General features: G+C 44.5%; 21 protein-coding genes and 2 tRNA genes. 10 read left to right on the top strand and 13 right to left on the bottom strand.

The window, feature by feature from the left end; all coding sequences use genetic code 11:
* The first annotated feature begins 132 nt into the window (after positions 1-132).
* The 3 genes from R2S67_RS15275 to R2S67_RS15265 all read left to right on the top strand — a co-directional run bounded on the left by R2S67_RS15275 (position 133) and on the right by R2S67_RS15265 (position 2,304).
* Positions 133-1,266, top strand: a complete 1,134-nt coding sequence (locus R2S67_RS15275; protein WP_124008603.1) for a flagellar assembly protein FlgT — start codon at positions 133-135, stop codon at positions 1,264-1,266.
* Positions 1,267-1,443: 177 nt separating this feature from the next.
* Positions 1,444-1,520, top strand: a tRNA-Arg gene (locus R2S67_RS15270).
* A 277-nt stretch (positions 1,521-1,797) separates the two neighbouring features.
* Positions 1,798-2,304 carry a hypothetical protein gene (locus tag R2S67_RS15265; RefSeq protein WP_031780328.1) on the top strand — a complete coding sequence of 169 codons (507 nt, stop codon included), beginning with the start codon at positions 1,798-1,800 and terminating at the stop codon, positions 2,302-2,304.
* Between the two features lie 113 nt (positions 2,305-2,417).
* Here the strand turns inward: R2S67_RS15265 and R2S67_RS15260 are convergent, their stop codons facing one another.
* From R2S67_RS15260 to chiP, 4 genes are all read right to left on the bottom strand, one after another.
* A complete protein-coding gene (locus R2S67_RS15260; protein WP_006743033.1) occupies positions 2,418-3,380 on the bottom strand; it encodes an OmpA family protein in 963 nt (320 codons plus the stop codon).
* 640 nt (positions 3,381-4,020) lie between these two features.
* Positions 4,021-5,448: a glutamate--tRNA ligase gene (gene gltX / locus R2S67_RS15255; RefSeq protein ID WP_317345450.1), complete on the bottom strand. Its 1,428-nt coding sequence runs from the start codon at positions 5,446-5,448 to the stop codon at positions 4,021-4,023.
* 178 nt (positions 5,449-5,626) lie between these two features.
* Entirely contained in the window at positions 5,627-6,220 is a 594-nt protein-coding gene (locus R2S67_RS15250) for a DUF2057 domain-containing protein (protein WP_317345448.1), read from the bottom strand.
* 125 nt (positions 6,221-6,345) lie between these two features.
* Positions 6,346-7,467: a chitoporin gene (gene chiP / locus R2S67_RS15245; RefSeq protein WP_006743034.1), complete on the bottom strand. Its 1,122-nt coding sequence runs from the start codon at positions 7,465-7,467 to the stop codon at positions 6,346-6,348.
* A 479-nt stretch (positions 7,468-7,946) separates the two neighbouring features.
* Between chiP and R2S67_RS15240 the strand changes: the two genes are divergently transcribed.
* Both R2S67_RS15240 and R2S67_RS15235 read left to right on the top strand, forming a co-directional pair.
* Positions 7,947-10,676: a heavy metal translocating P-type ATPase gene (locus R2S67_RS15240; protein WP_258651638.1), complete on the top strand. Its 2,730-nt coding sequence runs from the start codon at positions 7,947-7,949 to the stop codon at positions 10,674-10,676.
* A 21-nt stretch (positions 10,677-10,697) separates the two neighbouring features.
* Positions 10,698-11,147, top strand: coding sequence for a DUF411 domain-containing protein (locus R2S67_RS15235; protein WP_012842060.1), 450 nt, complete (start codon positions 10,698-10,700; stop codon positions 11,145-11,147).
* A 55-nt stretch (positions 11,148-11,202) separates the two neighbouring features.
* Here the strand turns inward: R2S67_RS15235 and R2S67_RS15230 are convergent, their stop codons facing one another.
* Together R2S67_RS15230 and R2S67_RS15225 are read right to left on the bottom strand one after the other, a co-directional pair.
* Positions 11,203-11,895, bottom strand: a complete 693-nt coding sequence (locus R2S67_RS15230) for an oligogalacturonate-specific porin KdgM family protein (protein ID WP_005382004.1) — start codon at positions 11,893-11,895, stop codon at positions 11,203-11,205.
* Positions 11,896-12,333: 438 nt separating this feature from the next.
* Positions 12,334-14,985 (bottom strand): beta-N-acetylhexosaminidase, encoded by a 2,652-nt coding sequence (locus R2S67_RS15225; RefSeq protein ID WP_317345444.1) that lies wholly within the window; start codon positions 14,983-14,985, stop codon positions 12,334-12,336.
* A 495-nt stretch (positions 14,986-15,480) separates the two neighbouring features.
* Here R2S67_RS15225 and R2S67_RS15220 point away from each other — a divergent pair, with 495 nt between their 5' ends.
* Both R2S67_RS15220 and R2S67_RS15215 read left to right on the top strand, forming a co-directional pair.
* Positions 15,481-16,353, top strand: coding sequence for a TraB/GumN family protein (locus R2S67_RS15220; RefSeq protein WP_301640442.1), 873 nt, complete (start codon positions 15,481-15,483; stop codon positions 16,351-16,353).
* Positions 16,354-16,481: 128 nt separating this feature from the next.
* Positions 16,482-16,904 carry a hypothetical protein gene (locus R2S67_RS15215; RefSeq protein WP_046874287.1) on the top strand — a complete coding sequence of 141 codons (423 nt, stop codon included), beginning with the start codon at positions 16,482-16,484 and terminating at the stop codon, positions 16,902-16,904.
* 302 nt (positions 16,905-17,206) lie between these two features.
* On the opposite strand, the gene R2S67_RS15210 is transcribed toward R2S67_RS15215, so the two are convergent.
* Positions 17,207-17,283: transfer RNA gene (locus R2S67_RS15210), tRNA-Pro, on the bottom strand.
* A gap of 260 nt (positions 17,284-17,543) precedes the next feature.
* On the opposite strand from R2S67_RS15210, the gene R2S67_RS15205 reads away from it, so the two are divergent.
* The 3 genes from R2S67_RS15205 to rluF all read left to right on the top strand — a co-directional run bounded on the left by R2S67_RS15205 (position 17,544) and on the right by rluF (position 19,651).
* Positions 17,544-17,684 (top strand): DUF3149 domain-containing protein, encoded by a 141-nt coding sequence (locus R2S67_RS15205; protein WP_005382236.1) that lies wholly within the window; start codon positions 17,544-17,546, stop codon positions 17,682-17,684.
* Between the two features lie 132 nt (positions 17,685-17,816).
* On the top strand, positions 17,817-18,398 hold the full coding sequence (gene smrA / locus R2S67_RS15200) for a DNA endonuclease SmrA (protein WP_005393162.1): 582 nt from the start codon (positions 17,817-17,819) through the stop codon (positions 18,396-18,398).
* Positions 18,399-18,493: 95 nt separating this feature from the next.
* A complete protein-coding gene (gene rluF / locus R2S67_RS15195) occupies positions 18,494-19,651 on the top strand; it encodes a 23S rRNA pseudouridine(2604) synthase RluF (protein ID WP_317345440.1) in 1,158 nt (385 codons plus the stop codon).
* Between the two features lie 63 nt (positions 19,652-19,714).
* On the opposite strand, the gene ybaK is transcribed toward rluF, so the two are convergent.
* From ybaK to prmC, 6 genes are all read right to left on the bottom strand, one after another.
* On the bottom strand, positions 19,715-20,188 hold the full coding sequence (gene ybaK, locus R2S67_RS15190; protein WP_154204786.1) for a Cys-tRNA(Pro) deacylase: 474 nt from the start codon (positions 20,186-20,188) through the stop codon (positions 19,715-19,717).
* A 102-nt stretch (positions 20,189-20,290) separates the two neighbouring features.
* Complete coding sequence (gene ushA / locus R2S67_RS15185) at positions 20,291-21,973, bottom strand: bifunctional UDP-sugar hydrolase/5'-nucleotidase UshA (RefSeq protein WP_317345439.1); 1,683 nt, start codon at positions 21,971-21,973, stop codon at positions 20,291-20,293.
* 150 nt (positions 21,974-22,123) lie between these two features.
* Complete coding sequence (gene kdsA / locus R2S67_RS15180) at positions 22,124-22,975, bottom strand: 3-deoxy-8-phosphooctulonate synthase (protein ID WP_005384095.1); 852 nt, start codon at positions 22,973-22,975, stop codon at positions 22,124-22,126.
* A gap of 53 nt (positions 22,976-23,028) precedes the next feature.
* Positions 23,029-23,838, bottom strand: coding sequence for a SirB1 family protein (locus R2S67_RS15175; RefSeq protein ID WP_005384098.1), 810 nt, complete (start codon positions 23,836-23,838; stop codon positions 23,029-23,031).
* A 6-nt stretch (positions 23,839-23,844) separates the two neighbouring features.
* Positions 23,845-24,228, bottom strand: a complete 384-nt coding sequence (locus R2S67_RS15170; RefSeq protein ID WP_005382225.1) for a SirB2 family protein — start codon at positions 24,226-24,228, stop codon at positions 23,845-23,847.
* A gap of 40 nt (positions 24,229-24,268) precedes the next feature.
* On the bottom strand, positions 24,269-25,123 hold the full coding sequence (prmC, locus tag R2S67_RS15165) for a peptide chain release factor N(5)-glutamine methyltransferase (protein WP_104971368.1): 855 nt from the start codon (positions 25,121-25,123) through the stop codon (positions 24,269-24,271).
* Positions 25,124-25,125: the final 2 nt, after the last annotated feature.

Raw genomic sequence — 25,125 nt, 5'->3', positions numbered from 1 at the left:
TTGATTAATTCCTTTCTAAGAAAGTGAATATTGGAACAGTCTTTGCTTTTCTTTGTTTGCCTAACGAAGAAAAATCCACCAAACTTCACTGAAATTGTTAAAGCAATATTTATACCCGAACGGTTGTAATCAATGAAAAAAATATTAAACAGTCTGTTTTCAATCACTTTAGTGATGCTTGTTCCTTTTAAAGTAATGGCATCTTGGTATGAAGTAACAGGCGTTGCCACTATCGTTTCTTCAGAAGAGACGGCAAGGCTCCATGCGTTGGAAGACGCGCTGTTCAAAGCCGTCAATTTTTCGGGCGCAGATATTGGCAGTATCAGCAATTTGATGCCGCTACTAGAAGAAAGCCGTAACGAGTACCAGTTTACCAACCATGAAGTCCGTTACATTTTGGTCGAGTCTGAGCGTAAACGTCGAGGTAAAGTCGAGGTAAAAATTCGCGTCGATATTTATCCATCGGCAACGGGTTGCCACACCGACCAATACAAAAAGACGATCCTTGTCGGCAATATTGAGGTTGCCTCACCACAACAAGCGGTGATGGGACAGATTTACCAAGTGGGTGACGATTTTAGCCGCGTGGTGAATCGCCAGCTGGATCAAACCTCTCGCAGCTTTGTGTCTGTGGGTACAACGGACTATTCAATTAGCAGTAACTATCCCGCTCGTACTCAAATGATCGCGCAAGATAACGGCGCACAATACATCATTGGGGGAGTCATTACCGATCTCACTGCGACGGTCGAATCTCAACTACTGCAAGATGACATCATCAATCGTCAGTTTGCGTTAGAGATGAAAGTATTTGATGGTAAAACTGGTCATGAAGTCTTCAACAAAGCCTACCGTGAAGTGGCGCGTTGGCCATTTGCCAAAACGAGCCAAGTAGATACTCGCAGTGCGCGCTTTTGGGCGTCGACCTATGGCGAGATGATGCTACGCGTTAGTCGCAATATAATGCTGGATCTAGAGTCAGAGCTGTCTTGCAAAATTACGCTGCCAGAGGTCGTTGCTGTCTTCGGCAATACCGTAACGATAGATCTCGGCCGTATGCATGGCGTAAAAGAGGGAGACAAATTGCAGCTTTGGCACACCGCATCATTTATCGACCAAAACGGATTACCAAGAAATAAAGTATCGCAAAGTGAAATTACATTGACGGTATCTCGTATATACGAACACGAAGCCGAGCTGACGATTGATCAGCCAAATTTAGCGTCTAGTGTTCAAATTGGCGACGTAATGAACAAGATCCTATAAAAGCAAACATTAAGTCTTGAGATATGCTCACTTTTGAATATCATAGGCAGCGCATCTTATTTGATTATACCAATGACCGTAGTGAGTCGTTCAAAGTGATACTGATAAAGACCTAAACAAAGTTGCTAGGTTTGCATTCAGTAAAACGGTTCAATGAACTGCAACTATTGGTATTACGCCCCCATGGCACAGCTGGATAGCGCAGTCCCCTCCTAAGGGACAGGTCGTAGGTTCGAATCCTACTGGGGGCGCCATATCATAGCCTTAGCTCCCACTTGAGCTAAGGCTTTTTTGTATCCACTATTTCGAGCTTCACAGAGCGTTTCCAAGTAACGTGTGAAACAATTTCTTCAGTAATCAATATGATCGTCTCACTCCTTTACTCGACGAGATAAAACCTTTTACTGTTCCGACCTCTTCCCCTTGAAATCATTTCAACAAGCCCTATTTACAGTTTTGTATTTTATTACTTTAATTATCTATGAGTTTTGCTTACCCTTTTAGCTATTAATAAAATTATTAGTTAGCACTATGTCTAAGAGCAATTTAATAACTAACACTGGACACCGCTTTATTTCTAAAGGCAAGACTGCCTTTAAGATTCATATCCATACCCCCGAGGACACGGTACTGCACCGCTCGGTTGGGTTTGTTCGTATTGGAGAAAAGAAAGGCTTACAAAAAGCCATTAAGCTGAGAAACGAATTAGGCCGGCAAATGTGGGGCAAATTTTGGCGACGTCTTTTGAAGGATCCTTATCTCATGACCAGACTCCCACACAGCGTTGAGCCAAAAATTGTTCACAAGCCTAACCCCACTCTTGAAAACCCAGATAACCGAGATACGTGTTACATCGCTAAGTGGCGAGAGTTCAATGATGACGGTGACTACAAATACAAAACGGTGGTTCGCTCTATTAGTAAATACGGCAAGCTTGCCGCCTACATGCAAACCAAAAAAGCGTTGTTAGAAGCACATAAAGACAACTTGGAAATCCTAACATTCATGGGGCGCTTAAACAGCATTGACCTCAAATGATGTTTACCGTTTTTAGCTTTTCAGTCCGTTTCAAATAGAAATGAAAAAGCCCCAAAGAGCGAACTCTTTGGGGCTTTCAGCTTCAGTCTTCTATACTACGGTCGGATAGGAGCTTATTGCTGAACTTGGTATTCAAACTCTGGAACAACGATTTCTACGCGACGGTTTTGCTGACGACCTTCACGAGTGTCGTTTGAAGCGATTGGGTTGTTTTCACCTTCGCCACGCGCTTGAATACGTGATGAATCAATGCCTTTTTCAACGAGTGCGTTAGCTACAGATTCCGCGCGTTTCTCAGAAACTTTTAGGTTGTAAGCTGCTGGGCCAGAAGTATCTGTGTAACCTACAACTTCAACGTTCGCTTGTGGGTGCTCGTTTAGGAAAGCAACTAGGTTATCAAGTTTTGCAGCGCTCTCTGGTTTTAGAGTTGTGCTGTTTAGATCGAAGCTACCAGTGCCGATTGTTTGAGTTTCGAATGTTTTCGTTACAACTACTGGCTCTTCTACGACTTCTTCTACAACCACTTCTTCAACAACAACTGGCTCTTCTACGATTACTGGCTCATCGTTGCCACCGAATTTGAAAGAAACACCCAGTGTTGCTGTGTTACCTGTCGCACGAGTTACATCGTTGCTGATATCAGTCAGAGTTTGGTATTCCGCACGAGCAGTTACGTTTTGGCTTAGGTTGAACTCAAGGCCAGCTGCGCCTAGGTAAGAGTAATCATCTTTGCCATCAAACATTACGTAAGCGCCACCCACTTTACCGTAAAGTGCGATGTCTTCAGTGATTGGTAGGCTGAATTTAGGTGCAAGAGTGATTGCTTCTACATGGCCACCGAAAGAAGTTTGGTTAAAATCACCGATGTTGTCGAAACCTGCTTCTACTGCGAAGTATTTATTCATTTCGTAACCAACAAAAGCGCCAAGAGTAGAGTCGTCTTTGTCACAAGCCTGGCCCGCTACACACGCGTCTTCCATCCATGACTTACCCATCTTACCACCAACGTATACTTCTGCTTGTGCTGCTGAAGCCATAAGTAGAGACGCTGAAATTACCGCTGCTAATTTTTTCATTATTGATTCCTCTAAAGAAGTTCTTTTGTTAGATGCCGAAATGCGCCGTCTGACTGACGTTGTATTTCAATTCTTTTTATTCATTCCTTGAGTGAGATACTTAGTCAGCTTCTTTTTATGCACATGCATTTTTTTTATGGAAGCTACTTACGTACATTTCCTGTTCAGTGATACATATCGCCATCTCGGTATCACTGACGGGGTGAACTATAACGCTAAGAAATCGCGAGAAAAATCCCAATTCTGTCAATTTATTGTCATCAAAAATCTCAACAACATGTGATCTTAAGCAAAAAAATCCCCACACAACCACGACGCAAACGTTTGCCTCGTTTTCTGGAACACTACAACTTAAGCAAAGTTTTTTCTTAAAAATGAGACAACAAAAATGGAACTTTAAGGAGCATGGATAAAAATCAGACATATATTTGATATATAACCGTTCGTTTTTTATTCATGCCAACGATATTTGGATTAAAAAATCTTATCCATACCTAGGTGAATTACGGTCCTAAATCCCACATCCTTCACCGACATATGAGAAGGTTTCTCATTATCTAAGGTTCAGATACAAAAAAGCCGCGGGTGTTTACCGCGGCTTTATGACTATTTATTCAAAAGAACGTTTAGTTCAAAGCAATTATGCGTTTGCTTCACGCTCAGCAATGAACTCAAGCGCCATCTTAATACGAGCAACACAACGCTCTTTGCCAACCAGTTCCATTACTGCATCTACAGAAGGAGACTGACCGCCGCCTGTTACAGCAACACGTAATGGCATACCGATTTTGCCCATGCCGATTTCTAGCTCTTCACAGACTGCAGCGATAACGCCATCTTTGATGTTTGCTGTCGTCCATTCAGTTAGTGCTTCCACTTTCGCTAATGCAAGTTCTAGAGGCTCTTTAGCCACGCCACGCAAGTGTTTCTTCGCTGCGCCCGCTTCAAACTCAGAGAAATCTTCGTAGAAGTAACGGATTTGCTCAGCTAGCTCAACCAGCGTGTTGCAACGCTCACCCACTAGCTTGATCACGTCAGTGATAGCAGGACCATTCGCTACGTCTAGTTTTTGTTGATCTAGGTGCCATTGTAGGTGCTCTGCAACGTACGCAGGATCTGAATTTTTGATGTAATGGTTGTTCAACCATTGCAGTTTGTCCGTGTTGAAGGCAGACGCTGACTTAGATACTGCGTTTAGGCTGAATAGGTTGATCATCTCTTCTTGAGAGAAGATTTCTTGGTCGCCATGAGACCAACCTAGACGCACTAGGTAGTTGTTTAGTGCTGCAGGCAAGTAACCCATATCGCGGTATTGCATGACCGATACAGCGCCGTGACGTTTCGACAGTTTCGCACCGTCATCACCTAAGATCATTGCACAGTGCGCAAACGTTGGTACTGGTGCACCTAGTGCTTCGTAGATGTTGATTTGACGAGGCGTATTGTTGATGTGGTCTTCACCACGAACAACGTGAGTGATACCCATGTCCCAGTCATCCACTACTACACAGAAGTTGTAAGTAGGTGAACCGTCAGTACGACGAATGATTAGGTCATCCATTTGATCGTTGCGGATTTCGATACGGCCACGGATTTGATCATCAAATACTACGCTGCCTTCTTTCGGGTTACGGAAACGGATAACACATGGATCGCCATCTTTTGCCGCTTCGTTTGCTGCTTTGATTTTTGGATGGTTAGCATCGTAGCGAGGCATTTCTTTATTTGCTTCTTGCTCTGCACGGATTTCATCTAGCAGCTCTTTAGACGCGTAACATTTGTAAGCTTTGTCTTCAGCAAGAAGCTTATCAACCATTTCGTTGTAACGGTCAAAACGTTGAGTTTGGTAGTAAGGACCTTCATCCCACTCCAAGCCTAGCCATTCCATGCCTTCAAGAATTGCATCAACCGCTTCCTGAGAGTTACGCTCAAGGTCTGTATCTTCGATACGTAGAACGAATTCACCACCTTGGTTTTTAGCGTATAGCCAAGAGTAAAGTGCAGTACGCGCACCACCAACGTGTAGATAGCCAGTTGGGCTAGGAGCAAAACGAGTTTTAACCGTCATTTGAGTTCCTTAGGGGTAATGAGCAACGAGAGATCTCTCGTTGTAATGTCAAGGATAAAAGTGGCGACATTTTACCACCGTAAGTCAATTCTACAATCGGTTTGACACCAGAAATACAAACAGGGCAGCACCAATAAAGGTACTGCCCTCCTATTTACTGTTAAAGTGCAGAACGAAATTACTTCAGGTTACGCATCGCCCATTGCATAAATTCTTGCTGCTCTTCACGGCTTAACTCATTAAACGATGCTTTGAGTGTTTTGGTTTCCGCCGGAGAAGACGCAATGCTTGCCTTGGTCGATTCTTTGTTCATTGCATTGTTATAGTCAGCCACTTCTCGCTCGTAATCACGAAAACCTTGCAAGCCACCTTTACGAAGTTGAACCATAGAGAATGCCACTTCTTTTCCGTGTTTGTCTTTCAATACCACTTTGGGATCGAGTTCGAAAGCTTTCGCTTCTTCGATGGTACGGAACGCTTTGTAAGTCAGCGATAGTTCGGCGTCTTTTTCTGCTTCAAACTCTAATACCAGTGGCTGCGAATCGAACTTACGGCGCTTGCCATCTTCAAAGACAATTTGTCCAACCGTCACCGCCAACTGATTTTCCCCGTCCTTCAGCTCGATGCTGTTATTTTTGGAAATCCACTCAGGGTACACGAACTCACCGTTGAGAACGCGAGGAACCAGTTCAGCTTGCAGAGTCAGTTGAGCAGCAAAAGCAGGCGCAGAAAGCATTGCGCAAAGTCCGAGAAGTGTCGTTGTTTTTTTCATCGTGGTTTCTCACTTTATACCAATTTAGATAAGCCTCTGAAACTTACAGGCCAGTCATTCCAAAGGCTTATTTGAATCAGTATCAAGACAAAAAGGGCGTTTCCGCCCTTTTAGCTGCTTCTTTATTAGAAGTAGTATTCAACACCCACAGAGAACTCATCGTAGTCCGCAGATTTCCAACGCGCTTCTGTTGGTTTATCCAGTTGATATGCACCGTCGCCAAAGTCTAGAGTACGAGCACGTACGTAAAGCACTGCCGATGGGTCTACGAAGTACATAACTTGTGCAGATAGTACATCGTCTGCTGTATCGTTAATTGTCTTACCATCACGCTCTAGATCGAAGTTCGCTGCGTAAGCCAGTTTGTATTGCCAATCACCTGTGGTGTACATGATAGCGGCAGACATTGCGTCTTGCTTCTCACTCACGCCGTTGCTTGCGTCAGCTTCCATGTATTTGTATTGCGCGAAGAAAGAAATACCGTTATCAAACCAGCCTTGAGCACCCACCAAGTATGTGTTGTTTTCCCACGTTTGGCCTTCCATCTTAATGTTACGGTTACCCTCATATGCGGCATCTAACTGAATTGGACCAATTTTGTAGTGCGCTGCGATACCACCCCAGTAGTCATCACCTTCACCCAAACCCGCTTTGTCACCTGCACCAGCCGCAATATCTAGAGAGAATTTGTCCGCATACATTGGCGAGTCCCAACGAATGGTGTTTGATTGACGGTCTTGATACTTAGCACCACCGATTGCACCACCCCAGTCGTAAACATCACCGAGACCTGGGTTAGATGCAGGCCAGTCAACCAATTCGTACATCGGTGTTAATACTCGACCTAAACGAACTTGACCCCAAGATGCACTTTCAAAACCGACGAATGTGTCACGTTCACCAAGACCTGCTCCCTCGCCGCCAAAGCTAGGGTCAACGTAACCACCTTCGATTTGCCAAATAAAAGTAGGACCGAAGTTAGCAAATTGTTTTTTACCGCGGAAACCGATGCGAGATTCGTTGTTTAGCTGCATGCCACCTAGATCATCGTCCGTTGCTTTGTTTCCAGAATCGTAATCGCGGTACGCGGCCTGCATCGCGATGATCCCGTAAACTTCATAAGAGAATGAATCTTTGGTTAGGAACTCTTTTGCTGCGTCACTGTTTGCACCATCAGCAAATGCAGCACCACTGAACATCATGCCTGTGATTGCCGTAGCAAGTAGGCTTTTCTTTAGGTAAGACATTTTTAACCCCTATATTTTTTAGTTTTTTCCATTTTCAAATTCGCTAACTAGGACATGGCAGGAACTTGAAACAATGTTTGGACGGGGCAAATATGACAAACTTTTTTCGCACTAAAAAACTTTCCCTACAGCAATCTGAGCGACTTCAAAATGAGAAGATCAAAAATAATATAATCAATTAAAAATCAAAAACTTAAATTTAAATATAAAAAATCAAAAACGTTAAAAGCACTTTTTGACACTGAACTGACATTGAGAGCATCTCAAAAGCGTGAGCGACTTCATTCATCTTTTAGGTGTTTTAACGGAACTTTATATTCAGAGAGAAAAAACCTTGAGATCACTCGCAAGTAAAATGGCAGTGAACTTTTGTGATTCAAGCGATTTTGACGAAATTGTTGAGAGCAAAAAATGGGTATTGACCTTACCCTTGCAGGAAGGTTTAAGCTCAATGTATCACTATTATTGAGGTGCAGATTATGTATCAGTTTGTTATACCTTTATCAGGGCTCAACTGCATGGGCTGTGCGAGAAAAGTTGAGAAGGCTTTACATGCGAATCACGATGTAGAGATCCTCACTTTGTCCCCAACGCAAGTCGAGGTCAAAACCGAGTCCTCTCTCAAAGAGCTTGTCTCATCAATTGAATCTCTTGGTTACCAAGCAGGAAATCAGTACGAGTTAAACCTTTCAGGCTTAAGCTGTGGCGGCTGCGTGAAAAAACTCTCGTCTTTATTAGACTCTCATCAAGACGTTATTTCTTTCGAGGCTTCAACAACGCACTTAGAGATTCGTACCCTACTCTCCGAGCAACAAGTCATTGAGCTAGTTGCCAGCTTGGGCTATACGGCCAACAATAGCGCTGTTACTGATAACTCAGTTGCTGAAGAGCACAAGGCAATCACTCCCGATCAACGCCAAAGCCAGACATATCAAAGCGAAAAAGGCGACCAAGCAGCGCCTGACGAGCAACCAGCAGGCACGGCTCAACTACAGATGTTGATTCAAGGTATGACCTGTGCAAGCTGTGTCGCATCAGTAGAAAAAGCCCTGACTAATGTACAAGGGGTTGAAAAAGCTCAGGTAAACCTCGCAGAACAAAGCGCACTGGTGTTTGTGACTGAAGACTCAGATTCGTTACATCAATCTATTTTGCAATCTGTCAAACAAGCGGGTTACCAAGGCGAGGTTTTACAAGACGCCGCGACACAGCAAGAAAAGCAAGCGCAGCAACAACGTCAACAGCAAAAACGCTTTAAGTTGGATGCAATTGCCGGCCTTGTTGTGGGTGCCCCTTTGATGATTTGGGGTGTTGCTGGTGGCAACATGATGATTCGCAACACCAATGACCAATTGGTTTGGGGCGCGATCGGTATTGTGTGTTTGCTGCTGCTTGCCACTGCCGGAAAACTGTTCTTTAGTAACGCTTGGTTAGCGGCCACTCACAAGCGCGCCACGATGGATACCTTAGTTGCGCTCGGTACTGGCGCAGCGTGGTTCTATTCTATGCTTGTGGTAATTTTCCCAGATTGGTTCCCAATGGCATCTCGTCATGTTTACTTCGAAGCCAGCGCGATGATCATTGGTTTGATTTCACTTGGCCACTATATAGAAGCCAAAGCGAAAGCAAACACAACGCGCTCGCTTCAGGCTTTGGTGAACTTACAGCCTCAACAAGCGACCGTCATCACTGAGCAAGGTGATAAACAAATCGCGGTAGAAGAAATCACTTTAGGAATGAAGTTACGTATCAAGCCGGGAGAGAAAGTGCCCGTCGACGGTACGGTAATCAATGGTGAATCGTATATCGATGAGTCCATGCTAACAGGTGAGCCCGTTCCTGTATTAAAAGCACAAGAGGCACATGTATCCGCAGGGACATTGAATACCGACGGCTCTCTCACTATAGAGGCTACCGGAATCGGCGCAAATACGATGCTCGCACGTATTATTCGTATGGTGCGCAGCGCTCAGAGCAGCAAGCCCGCCATCGCTAAATTGGCAGATCAGATTTCATCGGTGTTTGTCCCTGTCGTTGTAGGCATAGCAATACTGGCCGCGCTTGTTTGGTTTGCCGTTGGCCCAGAGCCAAAAGCGAGCTATATGCTGGTGGTCACCACAACCGTACTTATCATCGCCTGCCCTTGTGCTCTAGGCTTAGCAACCCCACTTTCTGTTACGGTGGGAGTGGGTAAAGCCGCAGAACTCGGCATTTTGATCAAAGATGCTGATGCCCTGCAGCTAGCGAGTAAAATAGATACGGTTGTGTTCGATAAAACAGGCACGCTTACCCAAGGTAAACCAAGTGTGCAGCAAGTGTTTACTCACACCACCAGCCAAGAAGAGCTGTTGGGGTTAGCGTACGCCGCCGAGCGTCAGTCAGAGCACCCACTAGCAAAAGCGGTATGCGACTTTGCTAATCAGCACGACACACAAGAAGTGACTCTCGATAAATTTGAAAACGTTCGCGGACGCGGCATTTTGGCAACGTATCAAGGTAAACCGCTGCTTATTGGCTCGCTTCAATTTATGCAAGCGGAAAACGTTGCAACAGAGGCTCTTCAGGATGCAATTGACGAATGCGCTCAGAATGCATGGACTCCGGTTGCCGTTGCGCTCGATGGTGAGTTAGTCGGCCTGATCGCCATTGCTGACCCAATCAAATCGGATGCAAAACACGCTCTCTCTGCATTAAAATCGCAAGGCATCAAAACGGTAATGCTGACGGGTGACAACCAACACGTAGCCAACGCTATCGGTCAAGAACTTGGTATTGATGAAGTAATCGCTCAAGTAATGCCAGATGAGAAAGCTCAGCACATTGAGCAGCTTCAATCCCAAGGCCATGTTGTGGCAATGGTGGGGGATGGCATTAACGACGCCCCTGCTCTCGCGTTAGCCAACCTTGGTATTGCAATGGGTAGCGGCAGTGATGTCGCCATTGAAAGTTCGCAAATGACCATCCTTAACACGTCACCAATGGCGGTGGTACATGCGATTGAACTGTCGCGCGCTACACTTAAAAACATGAAGCAAAACCTATTTGGAGCCTTCGTTTATAACTCACTGGGGATCCCTGTTGCCGCAGGCGTACTTTATCCTGCATTTGGATTTTTGCTCAGCCCAGTTGTCGCAGGTGCGGCAATGGCGCTGTCATCTATTACTGTCGTTAGTAATGCAAATCGACTACGACTTTTTTCAGTAAAATAACCACTTATATTTGAGGCTATTATGAAGTTGAAATTATTGACCTTTGCAATGCTTGCGACCGCATCCGCCAACGTATTGGCAGCTGATGTCATTAACCACAAATCGCCATACTGCGGCTGCTGTGGTGAATGGACAAAACACATGGAAGAGAACGGATTTACGGTCGAAGAGAAATTGCACGATGACATGAACGCCATAAAACGCGATCTAGGCATCAAGAACGAACAGCTTTACTCTTGCCACACAGCAGAAATCAACGGTTATGTGTTCGAAGGTCACATTCCAGCCGAAGACATTAAAGCATTCTTAGAAAATCCACCACGTAACGCAAAAGGGCTCTCGGTACCGGGCATGCCAATGGGTTCCCCTGGTATGGAGTATGGCGATAAAAAAGACAGCTACACTGTTTACGCCTTTAACGAAAAAGGCCAAGTGTTCGAATATAGCCACCACGAAGGCAACGACAAATAACAAGAAAGCCCAGCAAATCAATTGCTGGGCTTTTTCTTAATGGACAAATATAAGATTAGAAGCCGTAAGAGGCACCAAATACAAACGCATTGTTAACTAGGCTATCACCACTTGCGTTTTCTGCACCGTGTGCTTGGCTACGGAACTCAAAGTAAGGCTGAACACCTTTACGTGTCCACGTTGCGCGAAGCTCGTGGTCCATCGTTTCCGCTTCAATCATGTAGACGTTGTTGTAGCTTAGCGTCACATCTTCATTCATCACGTAACCAATACGGTTATCCATACGGTAATCTGTATCCGCATCTGCGTCTGTCGCATCAATATGCGCACGAGTACGGTTACTTAGCGAGATACCGTTATCGAAGTTGTAACCGATCTTAACCAATGGACGGTACTGTACGTTCTCGCCAGCAGAGAACAAGTGTTGGTAACCCGCTGCAACCCATAAATGATCGGTAATGTTAAATGACTGCTCACCACCCACAGTGATTGCTGGTGTTGTGTTACCCGCGCCACCGTTTTCTGTTTCCAGTTTACCCAGCTGAATACCATCAAACTCGGTGTAAACCGTAAAGCCGCCGAATTGGTTATCAAAAGTATGACCAGCTTCCAGTGTAGACGTAACGTCCGAACCATGGATTCGACCATCATCGTGGAATTGAACGTTACCTGTTACGTAAGAAGAACCAGCAAAAGCGCTAGAAGCGAAAGCGAGAGAAAGAGCACTCAGTGCAAAAATGTTTTTCATAATTACTGCCTTTATTTATTCACGTTATGCGACGGTTTTAAAGGGCTTCTCTTCCCTTTTATCGCAAACTTTGGAATGTGCCTCCTTGGCGATCGCAATATTGTTCCAATTAATTCGCGATGGAAAATAAAACATTTTAAAAAGTGATCTTGTTCAAACCGACGCTCAACAACCCTGATAAAAGCATGGCAAATACAGGCACTTACCGTATTTTTCTATAATGATTCAAAAAATAGAAGTGTGATCATAAACAGGTAATTTATTGACATTTAGCAAATTAAGTCGATCCAGTTCACAATAACCCTGACCATTACAAGCTAAAACTTATTTATCAATGAAAAATAATCAGACATTGGTCACACTTAATTTCCCATAAAAATAAAGAAACCCTCAACATGACATTGAGGGTTTGCTTAAATTTAGCTGAGAAGATTAAGGTTATTTCACGCTAGTTACGCGGCTTGCTCTTTCCCCTGTCGCCGATACAGAGCGGATAAACACTTCTCCTTTCACACTTGGACGAGCATTGTCTGAGTAAGTCAGCCAGTTTTGACCGTCTAATGAGTATTGCAGTTCAACGCCAGGGAACTGAACGTTCATAGCTAGCTTGCCGTTTTCTACTTTCGCACCAGGAATTGGAAGGCGGTAGTCGATACCAGATTTTTCTAGCTTAGCCAGTTCACGTTGGCCAAGCACGTTCGCAAAGCGGTTGTAGTCTTGGTTTAGCGATGCTTTATCAACTAGGTTAGAGTTTTGCGAGTACTCAACACCGACTTTGTAGTCATTCTCCCAATCTGCACGGTGCCATGCACGCTCAGCCGCCGCGAGTACGCGAGGGAATACCATGTACTCGTATTGCTCATCGTTACGTACTGTCTCAGACCAAAGCTGCGCTGATAGACCGTAGAAAGGTTTCGCTTCGATTTCACCTTTACCAGTAAAACCGTTGCCATCGCGATCTACAGAAGTTTCTGCGTTCTGCGGCATGTTCTCTGGAGCAAAACCAAACATCTTACGAGTGTCTGTTGCACGCGTTGCCCAGTAGTAACCACGCTCTTTCGGGTCCACTTCGTAAGGCATGTCCATGTACACGTAGTCTGGGTTAGAAACGATCACGTCGTAACCTTTCTTAGACCACTCGTACACAGATGATGTGCCACCCCAGTAAAGAACGTCCCAGAAGTTAACTCGTGTGTTTTCTGTTGCGAACGCTTTTTCGCCGTCGCTGTATTTCAAGCCATCTTGCCAAGCTTGGAAGTTTGGAATGCCTTTCTCAGCAACTAATTTTGATACTTCTTGTGCAAAATGACTCGGTAGGTGAGCAAAATCGCTCACTGTGCCTTCTGCGATTAACGCTTGACACTGTGGAGATTGCGCGAATGGCTTGTCTTGTTTCGACAGATCAATCGTGCCCTTCCAGCTAACTTTGTCTTGCGCGTTCACGTCTTGGAAACCAGCGCCAAGCTTGATGTTCTTCGCTTCATCGCCACCAAAGTGCCATGTCGTTAGCGGTGCCCCAGCTTCAGCGTGCATTGCTGCCACTTCTGAAATCACTTTATCTACGAAGCGAGTGGAAGATTCCATACATGGGTTGATAAAGCTTTGCTTATCGTAGAACTGAACCGTAGTGACATTAGAAGTATCTTGAGGATCCATCAGGCGGTATTCGTTCGCTTCAGCTTCCTTACCTTCTTCCATCAGGCGGTCGTAACGTGCTTCCATTGATACTACCGCTGCACGCGCGTGTGCTGGCATATCGATTTCGGGAATGACTTCAATGTTACGCGCTTTCGCGTATTTCAAGATTTCCACGTAGTCTGTTTTACTGAAGTAGCCAGAGCCAAAGTTGTCTGTCGTTGGACCGGAACCAAGCTGAGGTAGTACGCAGCTTTTCTCTTGTGTATCGAAACAACGATTAGCGCCAACCTCTGTCAACTCAGGTAAGCCTGGGATTTCTAAACGCCAGCCTTCATCATCGGTTAGGTGAAGGTGAAGTTTATTCATCTTGTACGCTGCCATTTGGTCTAGCGTTGCAAGAATTGCGTCTTTAGAGTGGAAGTTACGAGCTACATCCACCATCACACCACGGTAATCAAAGCGAGGTGCATCTTGAATAGACAGTTGTGGTAGAGAATCAGCATTTTGGCTATCTACCAGGCCAAAGATAGATTGTACTGCGTAGAAAGCACCTGCTTGGTCAAACGCTTTAATCGCAATACCATCGCCTTTGATGCTCATCTCGTAAGCACCAGATTTTGCCAATTCACCGGTGAAGTCTGCAGGAACAACAGTGATGCTTACAGGAAGATCACCACGAACGTCCACACCTACCACTTCTGCACGATCTTGAATTGCTGCGAATTGAGTCGCATCGAATGCGTCTTTAGGCAGCGCAATACCTGCCGCGATATCTACTGTACCTTTGCCTGCTTCAACAGACATTGGCGTTGGTAGTAACGTGGTTGATACATCTTGTTTTACTAGGTCTTCGTTCTTCTCGAAGCGAGACACAGCGTTTGCAAATACGTTGTTGTCATCTGGCGTACGTTTTAGGTTGTTACCCTCAAGGCCAGTCACGAAAGACGCAACGTCTTCTGTGTTAAGAGAAGCGATCATCTTAGGTTCTGCGTTTGGTGCAGCCACGAAAGCGCCTGGCATAAAGTCAGTTTCAAATAACTGCCAGTATTCGCCAATTAGTGGAAGTACCACTTCTTCGCCCGCCGCAAAGCCATCAAACTTATCTGTTGGTTCCAGTTTGTGTAGGTCGCCCGTTACACGAGATATTTTGAACTGATCATTATCTACATCCAAAATCAGACGAATGCTGTGGAAGTAGATAGCCCAATCTTTTGAGTTAACCGCTTCACCTTGGTTAACTAGCGTCATGTTCACCTTGTTACAAGAAGCCCACTCAGCCCCTAAATCCTGACAAGCAAGACCTTCGTTTGCACCGTGGTTAGTCAACACTTGGTATTGAATATCAAGGTTATTAGCCAGTGAATTTACAGCTTGTTGCTCAGAGCTTTGCAGAGCAGAGCAACCTGCTAATGTGGTGATAACAGAAACAGCAATCAGACTAGGTTTAAACATCTTACTTCCCCAAAAAAGTCAGTGGTTCAAAACGACAATGATAAAAATCGCGGCTCCTCAAATGCGAGGGGCCTAACAGTTGCATTCAACATACAACCAGTTATTTCTAAGCGTAAAATAAATAGAAATAGGAAGTGATCTAGTTCAAAAAATGATACTCAGCAAAAACCATAAAAACTTAACTTTCATGAAGTTACAAGCTACGTCAAAATCGAACAACTTGTTTTGACGAGTTTGCTGCGATCTAGGTCACTCATATTCATGAGTTACGACTGATTTTGTAAGATTTGGATCACGCCTAATTATTTTGTGAACCATTAGTAAGCGAATGACCTATTTATCTTTCGTGAAGTGACTCTCATTTATTCGTCGTCAAAACTCGTCAATATTTTTAGAAATGACGATTTTGTCGAATATCCCCACTAGAGAAATTGCACTTAACCTCAAGCATTTTTGCGTATAAAGTTTAAAGGTATCTTACCTGAGGACCATTCTATGTTTCGTCTCTTGACACTCATATCATCCCTACTTGTTGCCTTTGCTCCCTTTTCCTCTTATGCAGAACCGCAACATTGGTTAGCAAAAAAAGGGGAAACCGAGCTGATGATCATTGGCTCTGTGCATGTGGGCGATAAAACAATGTACCCACTCCCTAAAACTATTACTCAGCACTTAAGCCAAAGCGCTGGGTTGATTATCGAAGCAGATGTCAGAAACTCTGAAGGCTTGGTTTACCCACAAACAACCATCCTTTCTAAAGATGTTTTAGATAAGGCTCAACGTCGCCACTTAGTCGAGATAGCACAAGATTTAGGGTTGCCTGAAACTCAACTTTTAAATTCTCCACCATGGACGGCTGCATTAACCATCCAACTCGCTTTAGTCAACAAACTGGGGTATGTCTCTGATAAAGGGGTCGACATGCACTTAATAGGACTCGCTGATAAAAAACAAATCCCGGTCATTCCACTGGAGTCCGTGCAATTCCAAATTGATTTAATAGCAGGTCAATCAGAAGGTGGTAAAGAGATGCTCCTCTCGTCAATTGAAGAATATGACGGTGGGGAAGAATTGGTTCAGTGTTTGATAGAAAGTTGGAAGAGCGGTGATGGTAGCATGTTGGTTGAGGCATCATTAACCGATCAAGCAACAGAAGATTTTAATCAGGCTTTCTTATATGAGCGCAATCGAGATTGGGCAAAAAAGCTTGATACTGGCAGTGTCCTACCTCAACGTTCGGGTCGCTATACTGTTGTTGTCGGCAGTTTGCATTTAGTTGGTAAAGATAATCTGATTGAGCTGCTTAAAAAAAGGGGCTTTGACATAAAACCACTCGGTAAAACCCGCCAAGCTAGGTGCAATATTTAGAAACTTATCTGAAGACAGCCGGCCTCATCAATGATGAATAGCCAGGCATCACGCTAACACGATCACTGACAATGATTTACTCTCTCTGCTAAAACGACTTTAACCTATGTGGATACATAATAACTCATATGAAATTTAAAGCTTTATTCCTATGCGTGAGCAGTATGATGCTCACGTCATCGCTTGCTTATGCTAAACCGTCATGTAACGTAGAAAATTTTCAAGCTATTGATATAACCCCGGAAGCAAAAGGCGGGCTATTAGATAAAGAGAGTGGCCAGTTTCTTATTACCGAAAAACCAATGATGCGTTGTGCGAACATCACTTTTTCCACTAACCATACCCGAAATCGCGTCGCACATATGATGAATCAAGGCTTTGAAGCTGTTTACTTTGATGGAAGCTCGAGCAAATCTCACTCTGTCACGTTTGATGAAGACGAACTAAAAGCAGGTTACATCAAAGTTGGTCCAAACCATCCAAAGACCGCTTATGTTTGCTTCACAACTTCTGAAACTCCTATCAGCACTATCTCGTGTGACATCAAGTAATAAATTTACTCGCTCTAAAAAATGAAAAGGCCCTACATTTGCTGTAGAGCCTTTTCTTAAAGATGCCGATGAAGCGCCATATTCCAACTTCAAACGAACCCTATTTGGTTCAATACTATTGAAGTCTAAAATTACTAGCGCTAAAAACGACGAAAGCCTGCTCAWTGAGCAGGCTTTCTAAAAGTGGTCGTGAAGTAGGGATTCGATTGGACTGGCATTCCAGACCCCGACCCTCTGGCTCCAAATAAATATCACCAAATACGAAAAAGGCTCTACATTTCTGTAGAGCCTTTTTCTCAATATGGTCGGTGAAGAGGGATTCGAACCCCCGACCCTCTGGTCCCAAACCAGATGCGCTACCAAACTGCGCTATTCACCGAGATGTTTAACTGAGGACTTGTCCCCGTCAACGAATGCGTATATTACGGATTCTGAACTGTGACGCAAGTGCTTTTTACAAAAAAACCTTAGGTCTTAATTCGTTTGATGAATAACTGAACACTAGCACGTAAAATGTGACTGATAACTCACAACAAAATACAGTTTATTAACCTTAGCAACATAATTGATCCAGATCAGTGTGCAACAAGGCACTGCCATTTAGTTTTATGCCTGTCGGGAACATCTTGGAGGAAACGTATGGACTTTTGGCTTGATCTCCTATTTGGTAATGCAGTGGGTCTATCGTCAATGATAGTAATCTTTGGGGCAATTGGTCTGATGTTATTTTACGGCGGTTTCTTCATATACAAGATCATGAACGACAAATCTCCTCACTAGATCTCGCTTAGCTCTAGAAACGCTTTGCACCGGAGTCGGTTACTTGCCTACTCCGGTTTTTTATTTGATCTCAATGCACCACTCATTGATATAATCCTATTATTCCTCCCTGTTCTTAATGAGATTACTACTATGTCTCACGATGACGATTTTGATCTGTTCCAACAGATGATGGGCGATGTAAAGCCGATCACTCAAGACACCGCCGAACACAAAAAAGTACACCAAGTAACCGAAGCGCAGCTCGCCAAGAGAGAAGCGGCAATCTGGCTAACAGAAGATGACCCAGAATACCTGTCACTTGATCACGCAGAAATGCTGAAACCAGAGGACTTTGTTGAGTTTAAACGTGATGGCGTACAAGACGGGGTTTACCGCAAGCTTCGTCTTGGCAAATATCCAATCCAAGCACGCCTAGATCTGCATCGTAAAACATTGAAAGAAGCTCGTGATGAAGTCGTAAAGTTTTTAAAACAGTGCCTATCAATGGACATACGAACGGTCGTTATTGTCCACGGCCGAGGAGAACGCTCAAATCCACCAGCACTAATGAAAAGCTTTGTTAGCAGCTGGCTACAACAAATCAGGGAAGTTCAGTGCGTGCATAGTGCGCAACGCTTTCACGGTGGAACCGGAGCCGTTTACGTTCTACTGAGAAAAAGTGCGGAAAAGAAATTAGAAACTCGCGAACGTCACCAAAAACGGTTGGGCTAAATTTCACCCTAATGCTAGAATGCCCGCCCTTATTCTTCCTTCTCTTTCACGGGAAGGAAACTTCATTCGCCGTTGTGAAACGTTAGGAGACAAAAATGTCACAAGACAACGCTAAACGATTAAATAAATTCATCAGTGAAACTGGCTTTTGTTCACGCCGTGAGGCAGACAGACTAATTGAACAAGGTCGTGTCACCATTAATGGAAACAAGCCTGAAATGGGTACAAAAGTGCTACCTGGTGATGATGTTTGTGTGGATGGTAAGCCAGTTGCAGCAAAAGAGAAGCCGATTTATATCGCTCTCAATAAACCAACAGGCATCACCTGTACAACAGAACGAGATGTACCTGGAAACATCGTTGATTTTATCGGTCACAAAAAACGTATCTTTCCGATCGGCCGCTTGGATAAACCCTCTGATGGTCTGATTTTTTTGACCAACGATGGCGACATCGTTAACAAAATCCTCCGTGCTGGCAACAGCCACGAAAAAGAGTACGTTGTGCGCGTGGACAAACCGATTACAGGTGAGTTTCTCAAACAGATGTCGAGCGGCGTTAAGATTCTCGATACCGTCACTCTACCTTGTAAGATAACGAAAGAGACTAAGTTCTCTTTCCGTATTGTGCTCACTCAAGGACTTAACCGCCAAATCCGTCGTATGTGTGAAGCACTAGGTTACGAAGTCTTTAAGCTTCGTCGTGTTCGAATCATGAATATCTCTCTTGACGGTATTCCGAACGGAAAATGGCGTTACTTAACTGACGATGAAGTCGCTGAGATTCTTGCTATGTGCGATGGTTCGGTGGGTACAGAAGAGGCATCAAAAACAGACTCTAGAGGTCGTAATATTCGTAAAGCGACCGACGCAAAGCTGTTTGATAGCCGTGAAGAAAACCAAGATTCTACTGCTCGTCGTAACCAGAAGACACGAACTTTCCGTGGTAACAATGCTGATGAATTCCGTCACGCACCAAACTCGAAAAAAGGCCAACAAAAGCGTCGTCAGCGTGATGATGAAGGCGGACGTCCAGCTAAAGAACATTACAAAGCGAAACCACAAGGTGAACGTAGCAGACCGCAAGGCGAGCATGGAAAATCGCACCGTAAACCAGATGCATCGAGCAATACGCACTCAGCAAACAAGCCTCAATCACCGAGTAAGCCTAAGCAGCATTACATGAACCCAAATGCCGCGAAGCCAAGCAAACCAGCTAAACGCACCGGAGGTACATTGACTCTGAAGAAGTAACGCTTCACTGACAGGCAAGATCAAAAAAGGACGCTCATGAGCGTCCTTTTTATTTGTCTGAGTTTACAAACAAAGAGGTGCAAACTGACCACGAGTTAAGCTCAGCAAATCTCTCGGGGCTAACTCGATTTCTAAACCACGTTTACCAGCACTCACACAGATTGTGTCTTGCTCTACTGCGCTTTCGTGCAAAAAAGTAGGTAAGGCTTTCTTCTGCCCCAATGGGCTAATCCCACCAACAACGTAACCAGTGGTCTTTTGCGCGATTTCCGGATCAGCCATATCGGCCTTTTTGCCCTTCGCTGCTTTCGCTGCCAGTTTTAGGTTCAGCTTTTGATCAACAGGGATAATCGCAACCGCAAGGTTCTTTGGCTCGCCGTTCAAGCAGAACAGCAAGGTTTTAAATACTGTTTTCGGATCCTGCCCCAGTACTTCAGCAGCCTCCAAGCCATAACTATCGGCTCTAGGGTCGTGCTCATACTGATGAATCGTGTGTGGAATTTTTTTCTTTTTCGCAAGATTAATGGCCGGAGTCATCAAGATTCTCCTCATAAAAACAAAAAGCGCAGATTGAATCGGATCTGCGCTTTTAGTTAATGATATCAGCGAGTTTGAGTCAATCGCTTTTTCTCTGTTGGGTTACTGATCAATCGCCGTATCAACTAAATACGTGATTTCACCTGAAGGGGCATACTCATTAACATCAATAGGGCTGTGTGTTTCTAAATAATCCTTCAAAACCTCAGCATCGGTAAAACCTGTATTTACATACCCTAGATGATCGTCGATTTTAGGGTAACCATCACCACCAGCAGCATTATAGCTTGGTACGGTAAAGCGGTAATTACCATCTAAGCGAAGTTGCTTATTACCAATGAACACATTGGTTACCTCACCATTATTGATACTCATCGCAATACCCGCAAACTGCGCGTAAGCTCCAGAGTCAACAGGCTTAGTTGCAACGACATTTAGGTAATCCAATACTTCTTTACCCGTCATATCAACGTAAGAGACCATATTGCCAAATGGCTGAACAGTCAGCACATCTTTGTAGGTAATGTCACCTGCTGCAATCGAATCGCGAACGCCGCCAGAATTCATTACGGCGAAATCTGCTTTTGCACGTTCCATGTGAGCCGTTGCAATTAATCGACCTAAGTTTGTTTGCTGGTAACGAACCACACTGCGGTCACCCTCAAGCTTACCGTTAGATTCTGCAATCTTCACGTTTAGCTTGCCCTGACCTTTTTCTTGATAAGGACGAAGAAACTCAAGCATCGCTTCGTCTTGTTCAATCTCTTCTTGGATCAAAACTCGTTGCGACTGACCATCAACTTTAATTTTCTTTTTCAAGTTTACTGGGATCAGATCGTAGCTCACCATCGAGAGTTCACCATTACGAAACTCGTAATCGGCGCGTCCCACATATTTCCCCCACTCATGTGCCTGAACAATATAAGCACCATTTTGTTGATCAGGCTGACATTCATCACCCGGTTTAAAACTCTTTTTGATGACGTTTGGACCTTCCATGCAAACCGGCTCTTGTGAGTGACCACCGACAATCATATCCAGATCACCTTCATTCAAATAACGAGCTAACGCTACATCACCAGGTGCATTGATGCCTCTATTGCCATTCTCATAGTGTCCCATATGTGTGACAGCAAAAATAAGGTCTGGGTACTCCGTGTCTTTCAGCTCAGCAATTAGGTTCTTGGCTTCTTCTTTTGGGTCACGGAAGTCAATTTGTTCAATGAATTCAGGGTTGCCAAGTTTCGCTGTATCTTCGGTTGTAAGACCAATTACTGCAATCTTAATACCCTGTTTTTTAAACATCGCGTACGGTTGGAATAGGCGCTTGCCAGTATTTTTATCGTAAATATTGGCAGACAACATCGGAAAACTTGCCCACTCTTGCTGCTTGAAAAGCACATCCAATGGATTATCAAACTCGTGATTACCTAGCGCCATCGCATCGTAACCAATTTTGCTCATGCCTTTAAAATCTGGCTCCGCATCTTGTAAATCAGACTCAGGTACTCCAGTGTTGATGTCACCACCAGAAAGCAGTAACACACTGCCCCCCTCTGCTTGTATTTCTTCACGCAAATCATCTATTAACGTTTTACGTGCTGCCATACCGTACTCGCCGTATCGATTTTGCCAAAAACGACCGTGATGATCGTTAGTGTGTAGCACGGTCAATTTATAGGTTGTATCGGCATTCCATTCTGGTGCAGGTTGCGTAGCACACCCAGCTAACGAGGCCAAAATAGCGGCACTCAACGCAGTTTTAATAATCAGACGCTGCTTCATTTATTTACCTTTTTCTTATTGGGAGTCACTGATGCACATTCCCAGCGGCCTAGAGCCTTTACAGCAAGAAACTGAGAATGATGCGCCATCTGATAAAAAAATAGCCAACACGAGGTTGGCTATTGCATTTGATCACCAGTCATCTGGCGTTTACTTGATATCGATATCTGCAAAGCTCTTGATCAGATCATCAAGAGATTTCATTTGCGCTAGGAACGGTTCTAACTTGTCTAGCGGCAGTGCAGATGGGCCATCACAGCGTGCTTGGTCTGGGTTTGGATGCGCCTCGATAAATAGACCTGCAATGCCTGTTGCTAGACCCGCTTTCGCAAGTTCAACTGTCTGCTCACGACGACCGCCAGATGCCGCACCTGACGGGTCACGCATCTGTAGTGAGTGCGTCACGTCAAAGATGATTGGGCTGCCTTTCGACGCATTTTTCATCACACCAAAGCCAAGCATGTCTACGACTAGGTTATCGTAACCGTGGCAAGAGCCGCGCTCACATAGGATGATCTTGTCGTTACCGCATTCCGCGAACTTCTCAACGATGTTACCCACTTGACCTGGGCTCATAAATTGAGGTTTCTTCACGTTGATAACCGCACCTGTTTTGGCCATTGCTTCAACAAGGTCAGTTTGACGAGCTAGGAATGCAGGAAGCTGAATAACGTCTACCACGTCAGCGACAGGTTGAGCTTGCGCTTCAGTGTGAACGTCAGTGATGATCTTCACACCAAATGTGTCTTTTAGCTCTTGGAAGATTTTCATACCTTCTTCAAGGCCTGGACCACGGTATGAATGAACAGAACTGCGGTTTGCTTTGTCAAACGACGCCTTAAATACGTAAGGAATGCCAAGTTTTTCCGTTACTTTTACGTAGTGCTCACAGATCTGCATCGCAAGATCACGAGACTCAAGAACGTTCATACCTGCAAATAGGGTGAATGGCTTGTCGTTAGCAACCTGAATGTCGCCGATATTAACGATTTTCTGTTCCATTTTGATTCTCTTTTTCTGTCCACGATACGCCACAGTTCGGCACATCGATAAAATTAGTGAAGTGTGACGTGCGTTTCACTCATCACATTAACTTGTGATTTTAGTAGCTCAGAAGCCGGATCGTCAGGGCATTGGTCAATAAAGTACTGAAAATCTGACACCGCCACTTGAGGGCACTCTAGCTGTTGGAAAATAAAACCACGGTCACGAATCTCGTATGGGTCATCTGGCACAAAGGTTAACGCAAGGTTCGTACAACGCAACGCCAGCGTGTAGTGCTCTTCACGTAACATCGCGCTTTTGATCAACGCTAACCAGCGACCAATAATGGTTGGATTGTCAGCTTCTTCAAAGTGTTCTGGCTTTAACTGAGCCAACGGTCCTTCTTGCCCAATAAGCCAAGCTTGGAGAATTCTTTCCCCCACATACTCACCATTAAATGGGTTAATGTAGTCTGGCTTTTTATGCATCCAATCGACTTTTAGCAGGAACTGAGTAGGAAAAGTGACTCCCTTCAACGGGAAACCCAGCTTTTTACCTAGATATAATAAAATCGAACCTAAACTAACCGGGATACCTTTTCGGCGCTCCAACACTTTATCGATAAAGCTGTTGTCCGAAATAAAGTATTCCTGCTCGTCGCCTTTGAATCCCCACTCATGGAAAAACAGTCGTAGGAATGCATCAAATCGTTGCTCTTCATCGGTTTCATGAACAAGCGTGGCTTCTGCATCTTTGTAAAGACGCTCTAACTCTTGTTTCGCCCAATGTACTTTGGTTTCTGGGTTAATCGCTTTGTTTAGCTCAAGCGCACCTTCCACCAATGGTATATTGTCAAAATCTTCGTCAAAAAACTCTAACATGACGTCTTATCCAAATAACGTAGGGCTCTTAGACACAGCAATATTCGCAGCCATGACCAACCAACCTAATGCGCCGAAAAAGCCAAATATCTTCAGTAGGTTGTTTTTCGCAAGCTTCAACGAGAAGAAACCGAGTGCAATGTACGCTAGTACGCAGGTGATTTTGTTTGTTAGCCACGGTGCGGCATCAGTAAACGGGATGAAACCAGTAATGAAAATAAGCGCGATACCTGACACTAGCAATGCAGTATCAACGATGTGGGGAAACACTTTCAAAAAGCGATTATTTCGCTTCGGTGAGTTCATCATCATTAACACGAATCGGATCGATAATAGTGTCGCGCTGAGCGCAATCGTCACTAAGTGTATGTGTTTTAGAGCTACGTACATTTTTCTTCTCTTTTTAGTTAGTGTTTGCTGACTTCCGTGATTAACAGGCAAAACAACCGAGCGTTACTCGATCGTTACCGCCGTAATCTTTTTCCGTGGCAACTTGTTGGTAACCAAAACCACGCATTATCTCACGTACGGCATCACCCTGATCATAACCATGTTCGAATGCCAGCCAACCGCCCACTTCAAGATACTGACGAGCAAGATCCGAGATATGGCGGATATCGGCTAAACCATTCTCCTTAGCAACTAATGCAGATTTTGGCTCAAAGCGCACATCACCTTGGGATAAATGTGGATCTTTTTCATCAATATACGGCGGATTGGAGACAATTAAAGCAAACTTCGTACCCTCTGCAATAGGCTCGAACCAACTGCCTTGAGCAAAGGTCACATTTTTGATGTTTAGCTGCTCAGCATTGTACTCTGCAAGTGCTTTCGCTTCTTGCTTGAGATCTACGCCCATCACTTGACGTTTTGGCATTTCAGATGCGAGTGCGATAGCAATTGCCCCCGTCCCCGTTCCAAGATCTAAAATAGGTCCTGTTTGCTCATAGGTCTTATCGAGTGCAACTTCGACCAAACGTTCTGTATCCGGTCTTGGGATCAAGGTGGAGGGAGAAACTTTGAACGGTAGAGACCAAAACTCTCGTTCACCAATAATATAAGCGACGGGTTCACCAGTTAAACGTCGTTCAAGTAGAGCGTCGAATTTTGCTTGTTGCTCTGCTTCTAATGCTTTTTCTGGCCAGGTCAGTAGATAAGTTCGTGGTTTGCCAAGGACATGGCAGAGGAGTACAGCTGCATCGAGAGAAGGCGACTCTTTGCCGCCTTCTGCCAGTTTCGCCGTCGCACTTTTCAGTGCTTGCTCAATTGATTGAACTTGGCTCATCG

It is taken from the genome of Vibrio sp. T13N (genome assembly GCF_032970445.1).
Classification (GTDB): Bacteria; Pseudomonadota; Gammaproteobacteria; order Enterobacterales; family Vibrionaceae; genus Vibrio; species Vibrio diabolicus.
The sequence above is the reverse complement of the archived record's forward strand: the minus strand, read 5'-3'. Positions and strand labels throughout refer to the sequence as shown.

Bases quoted from the DNA above. Each gene is read 5' to 3' on its own strand.
- R2S67_RS15175 (WP_005384098.1), bottom strand. From the start codon at position 23,838: ATGTTAGAGTTTTTTGACGAAGATTTTGACAATATACCATTGGTGGAA.
- R2S67_RS15230 (WP_005382004.1), bottom strand. From the start codon at position 11,895: ATGAAAAACATTTTTGCACTGAGTGCTCTTTCTCTCGCTTTCGCTTCT.
- R2S67_RS15235 (WP_012842060.1), top strand. From the start codon at position 10,698: ATGAAGTTGAAATTATTGACCTTTGCAATGCTTGCGACCGCATCCGCC.
- gltX (WP_317345450.1), bottom strand. From the start codon at position 5,448: ATGACGGTTAAAACTCGTTTTGCTCCTAGCCCAACTGGCTATCTACAC.
- R2S67_RS15215 (WP_046874287.1), top strand. From the start codon at position 16,482: ATGAAATTTAAAGCTTTATTCCTATGCGTGAGCAGTATGATGCTCACG.
- R2S67_RS15265 (WP_031780328.1), top strand. From the start codon at position 1,798: ATGTCTAAGAGCAATTTAATAACTAACACTGGACACCGCTTTATTTCT.
- R2S67_RS15250 (WP_317345448.1), bottom strand. From the start codon at position 6,220: ATGAAAAAAACAACGACACTTCTCGGACTTTGCGCAATGCTTTCTGCG.
- ushA (WP_317345439.1), bottom strand. From the start codon at position 21,973: ATGAAGCAGCGTCTGATTATTAAAACTGCGTTGAGTGCCGCTATTTTG.
- prmC (WP_104971368.1), bottom strand. From the start codon at position 25,123: ATGAGCCAAGTTCAATCAATTGAGCAAGCACTGAAAAGTGCGACGGCG.
- rluF (WP_317345440.1), top strand. From the start codon at position 18,494: ATGTCACAAGACAACGCTAAACGATTAAATAAATTCATCAGTGAAACT.
- chiP (WP_006743034.1), bottom strand. From the start codon at position 7,467: ATGTCTTACCTAAAGAAAAGCCTACTTGCTACGGCAATCACAGGCATG.
- R2S67_RS15275 (WP_124008603.1), top strand. From the start codon at position 133: ATGAAAAAAATATTAAACAGTCTGTTTTCAATCACTTTAGTGATGCTT.
- R2S67_RS15205 (WP_005382236.1), top strand. From the start codon at position 17,544: ATGGACTTTTGGCTTGATCTCCTATTTGGTAATGCAGTGGGTCTATCG.
- ybaK (WP_154204786.1), bottom strand. From the start codon at position 20,188: ATGACTCCGGCCATTAATCTTGCGAAAAAGAAAAAAATTCCACACACG.
- R2S67_RS15240 (WP_258651638.1), top strand. From the start codon at position 7,947: ATGTATCAGTTTGTTATACCTTTATCAGGGCTCAACTGCATGGGCTGT.
- smrA (WP_005393162.1), top strand. From the start codon at position 17,817: ATGTCTCACGATGACGATTTTGATCTGTTCCAACAGATGATGGGCGAT.
- R2S67_RS15225 (WP_317345444.1), bottom strand. From the start codon at position 14,985: ATGTTTAAACCTAGTCTGATTGCTGTTTCTGTTATCACCACATTAGCA.
- R2S67_RS15170 (WP_005382225.1), bottom strand. From the start codon at position 24,228: ATGTACGTAGCTCTAAAACACATACACTTAGTGACGATTGCGCTCAGC.
- R2S67_RS15220 (WP_301640442.1), top strand. From the start codon at position 15,481: ATGTTTCGTCTCTTGACACTCATATCATCCCTACTTGTTGCCTTTGCT.
- R2S67_RS15260 (WP_006743033.1), bottom strand. From the start codon at position 3,380: ATGAAAAAATTAGCAGCGGTAATTTCAGCGTCTCTACTTATGGCTTCA.
- kdsA (WP_005384095.1), bottom strand. From the start codon at position 22,975: ATGGAACAGAAAATCGTTAATATCGGCGACATTCAGGTTGCTAACGAC.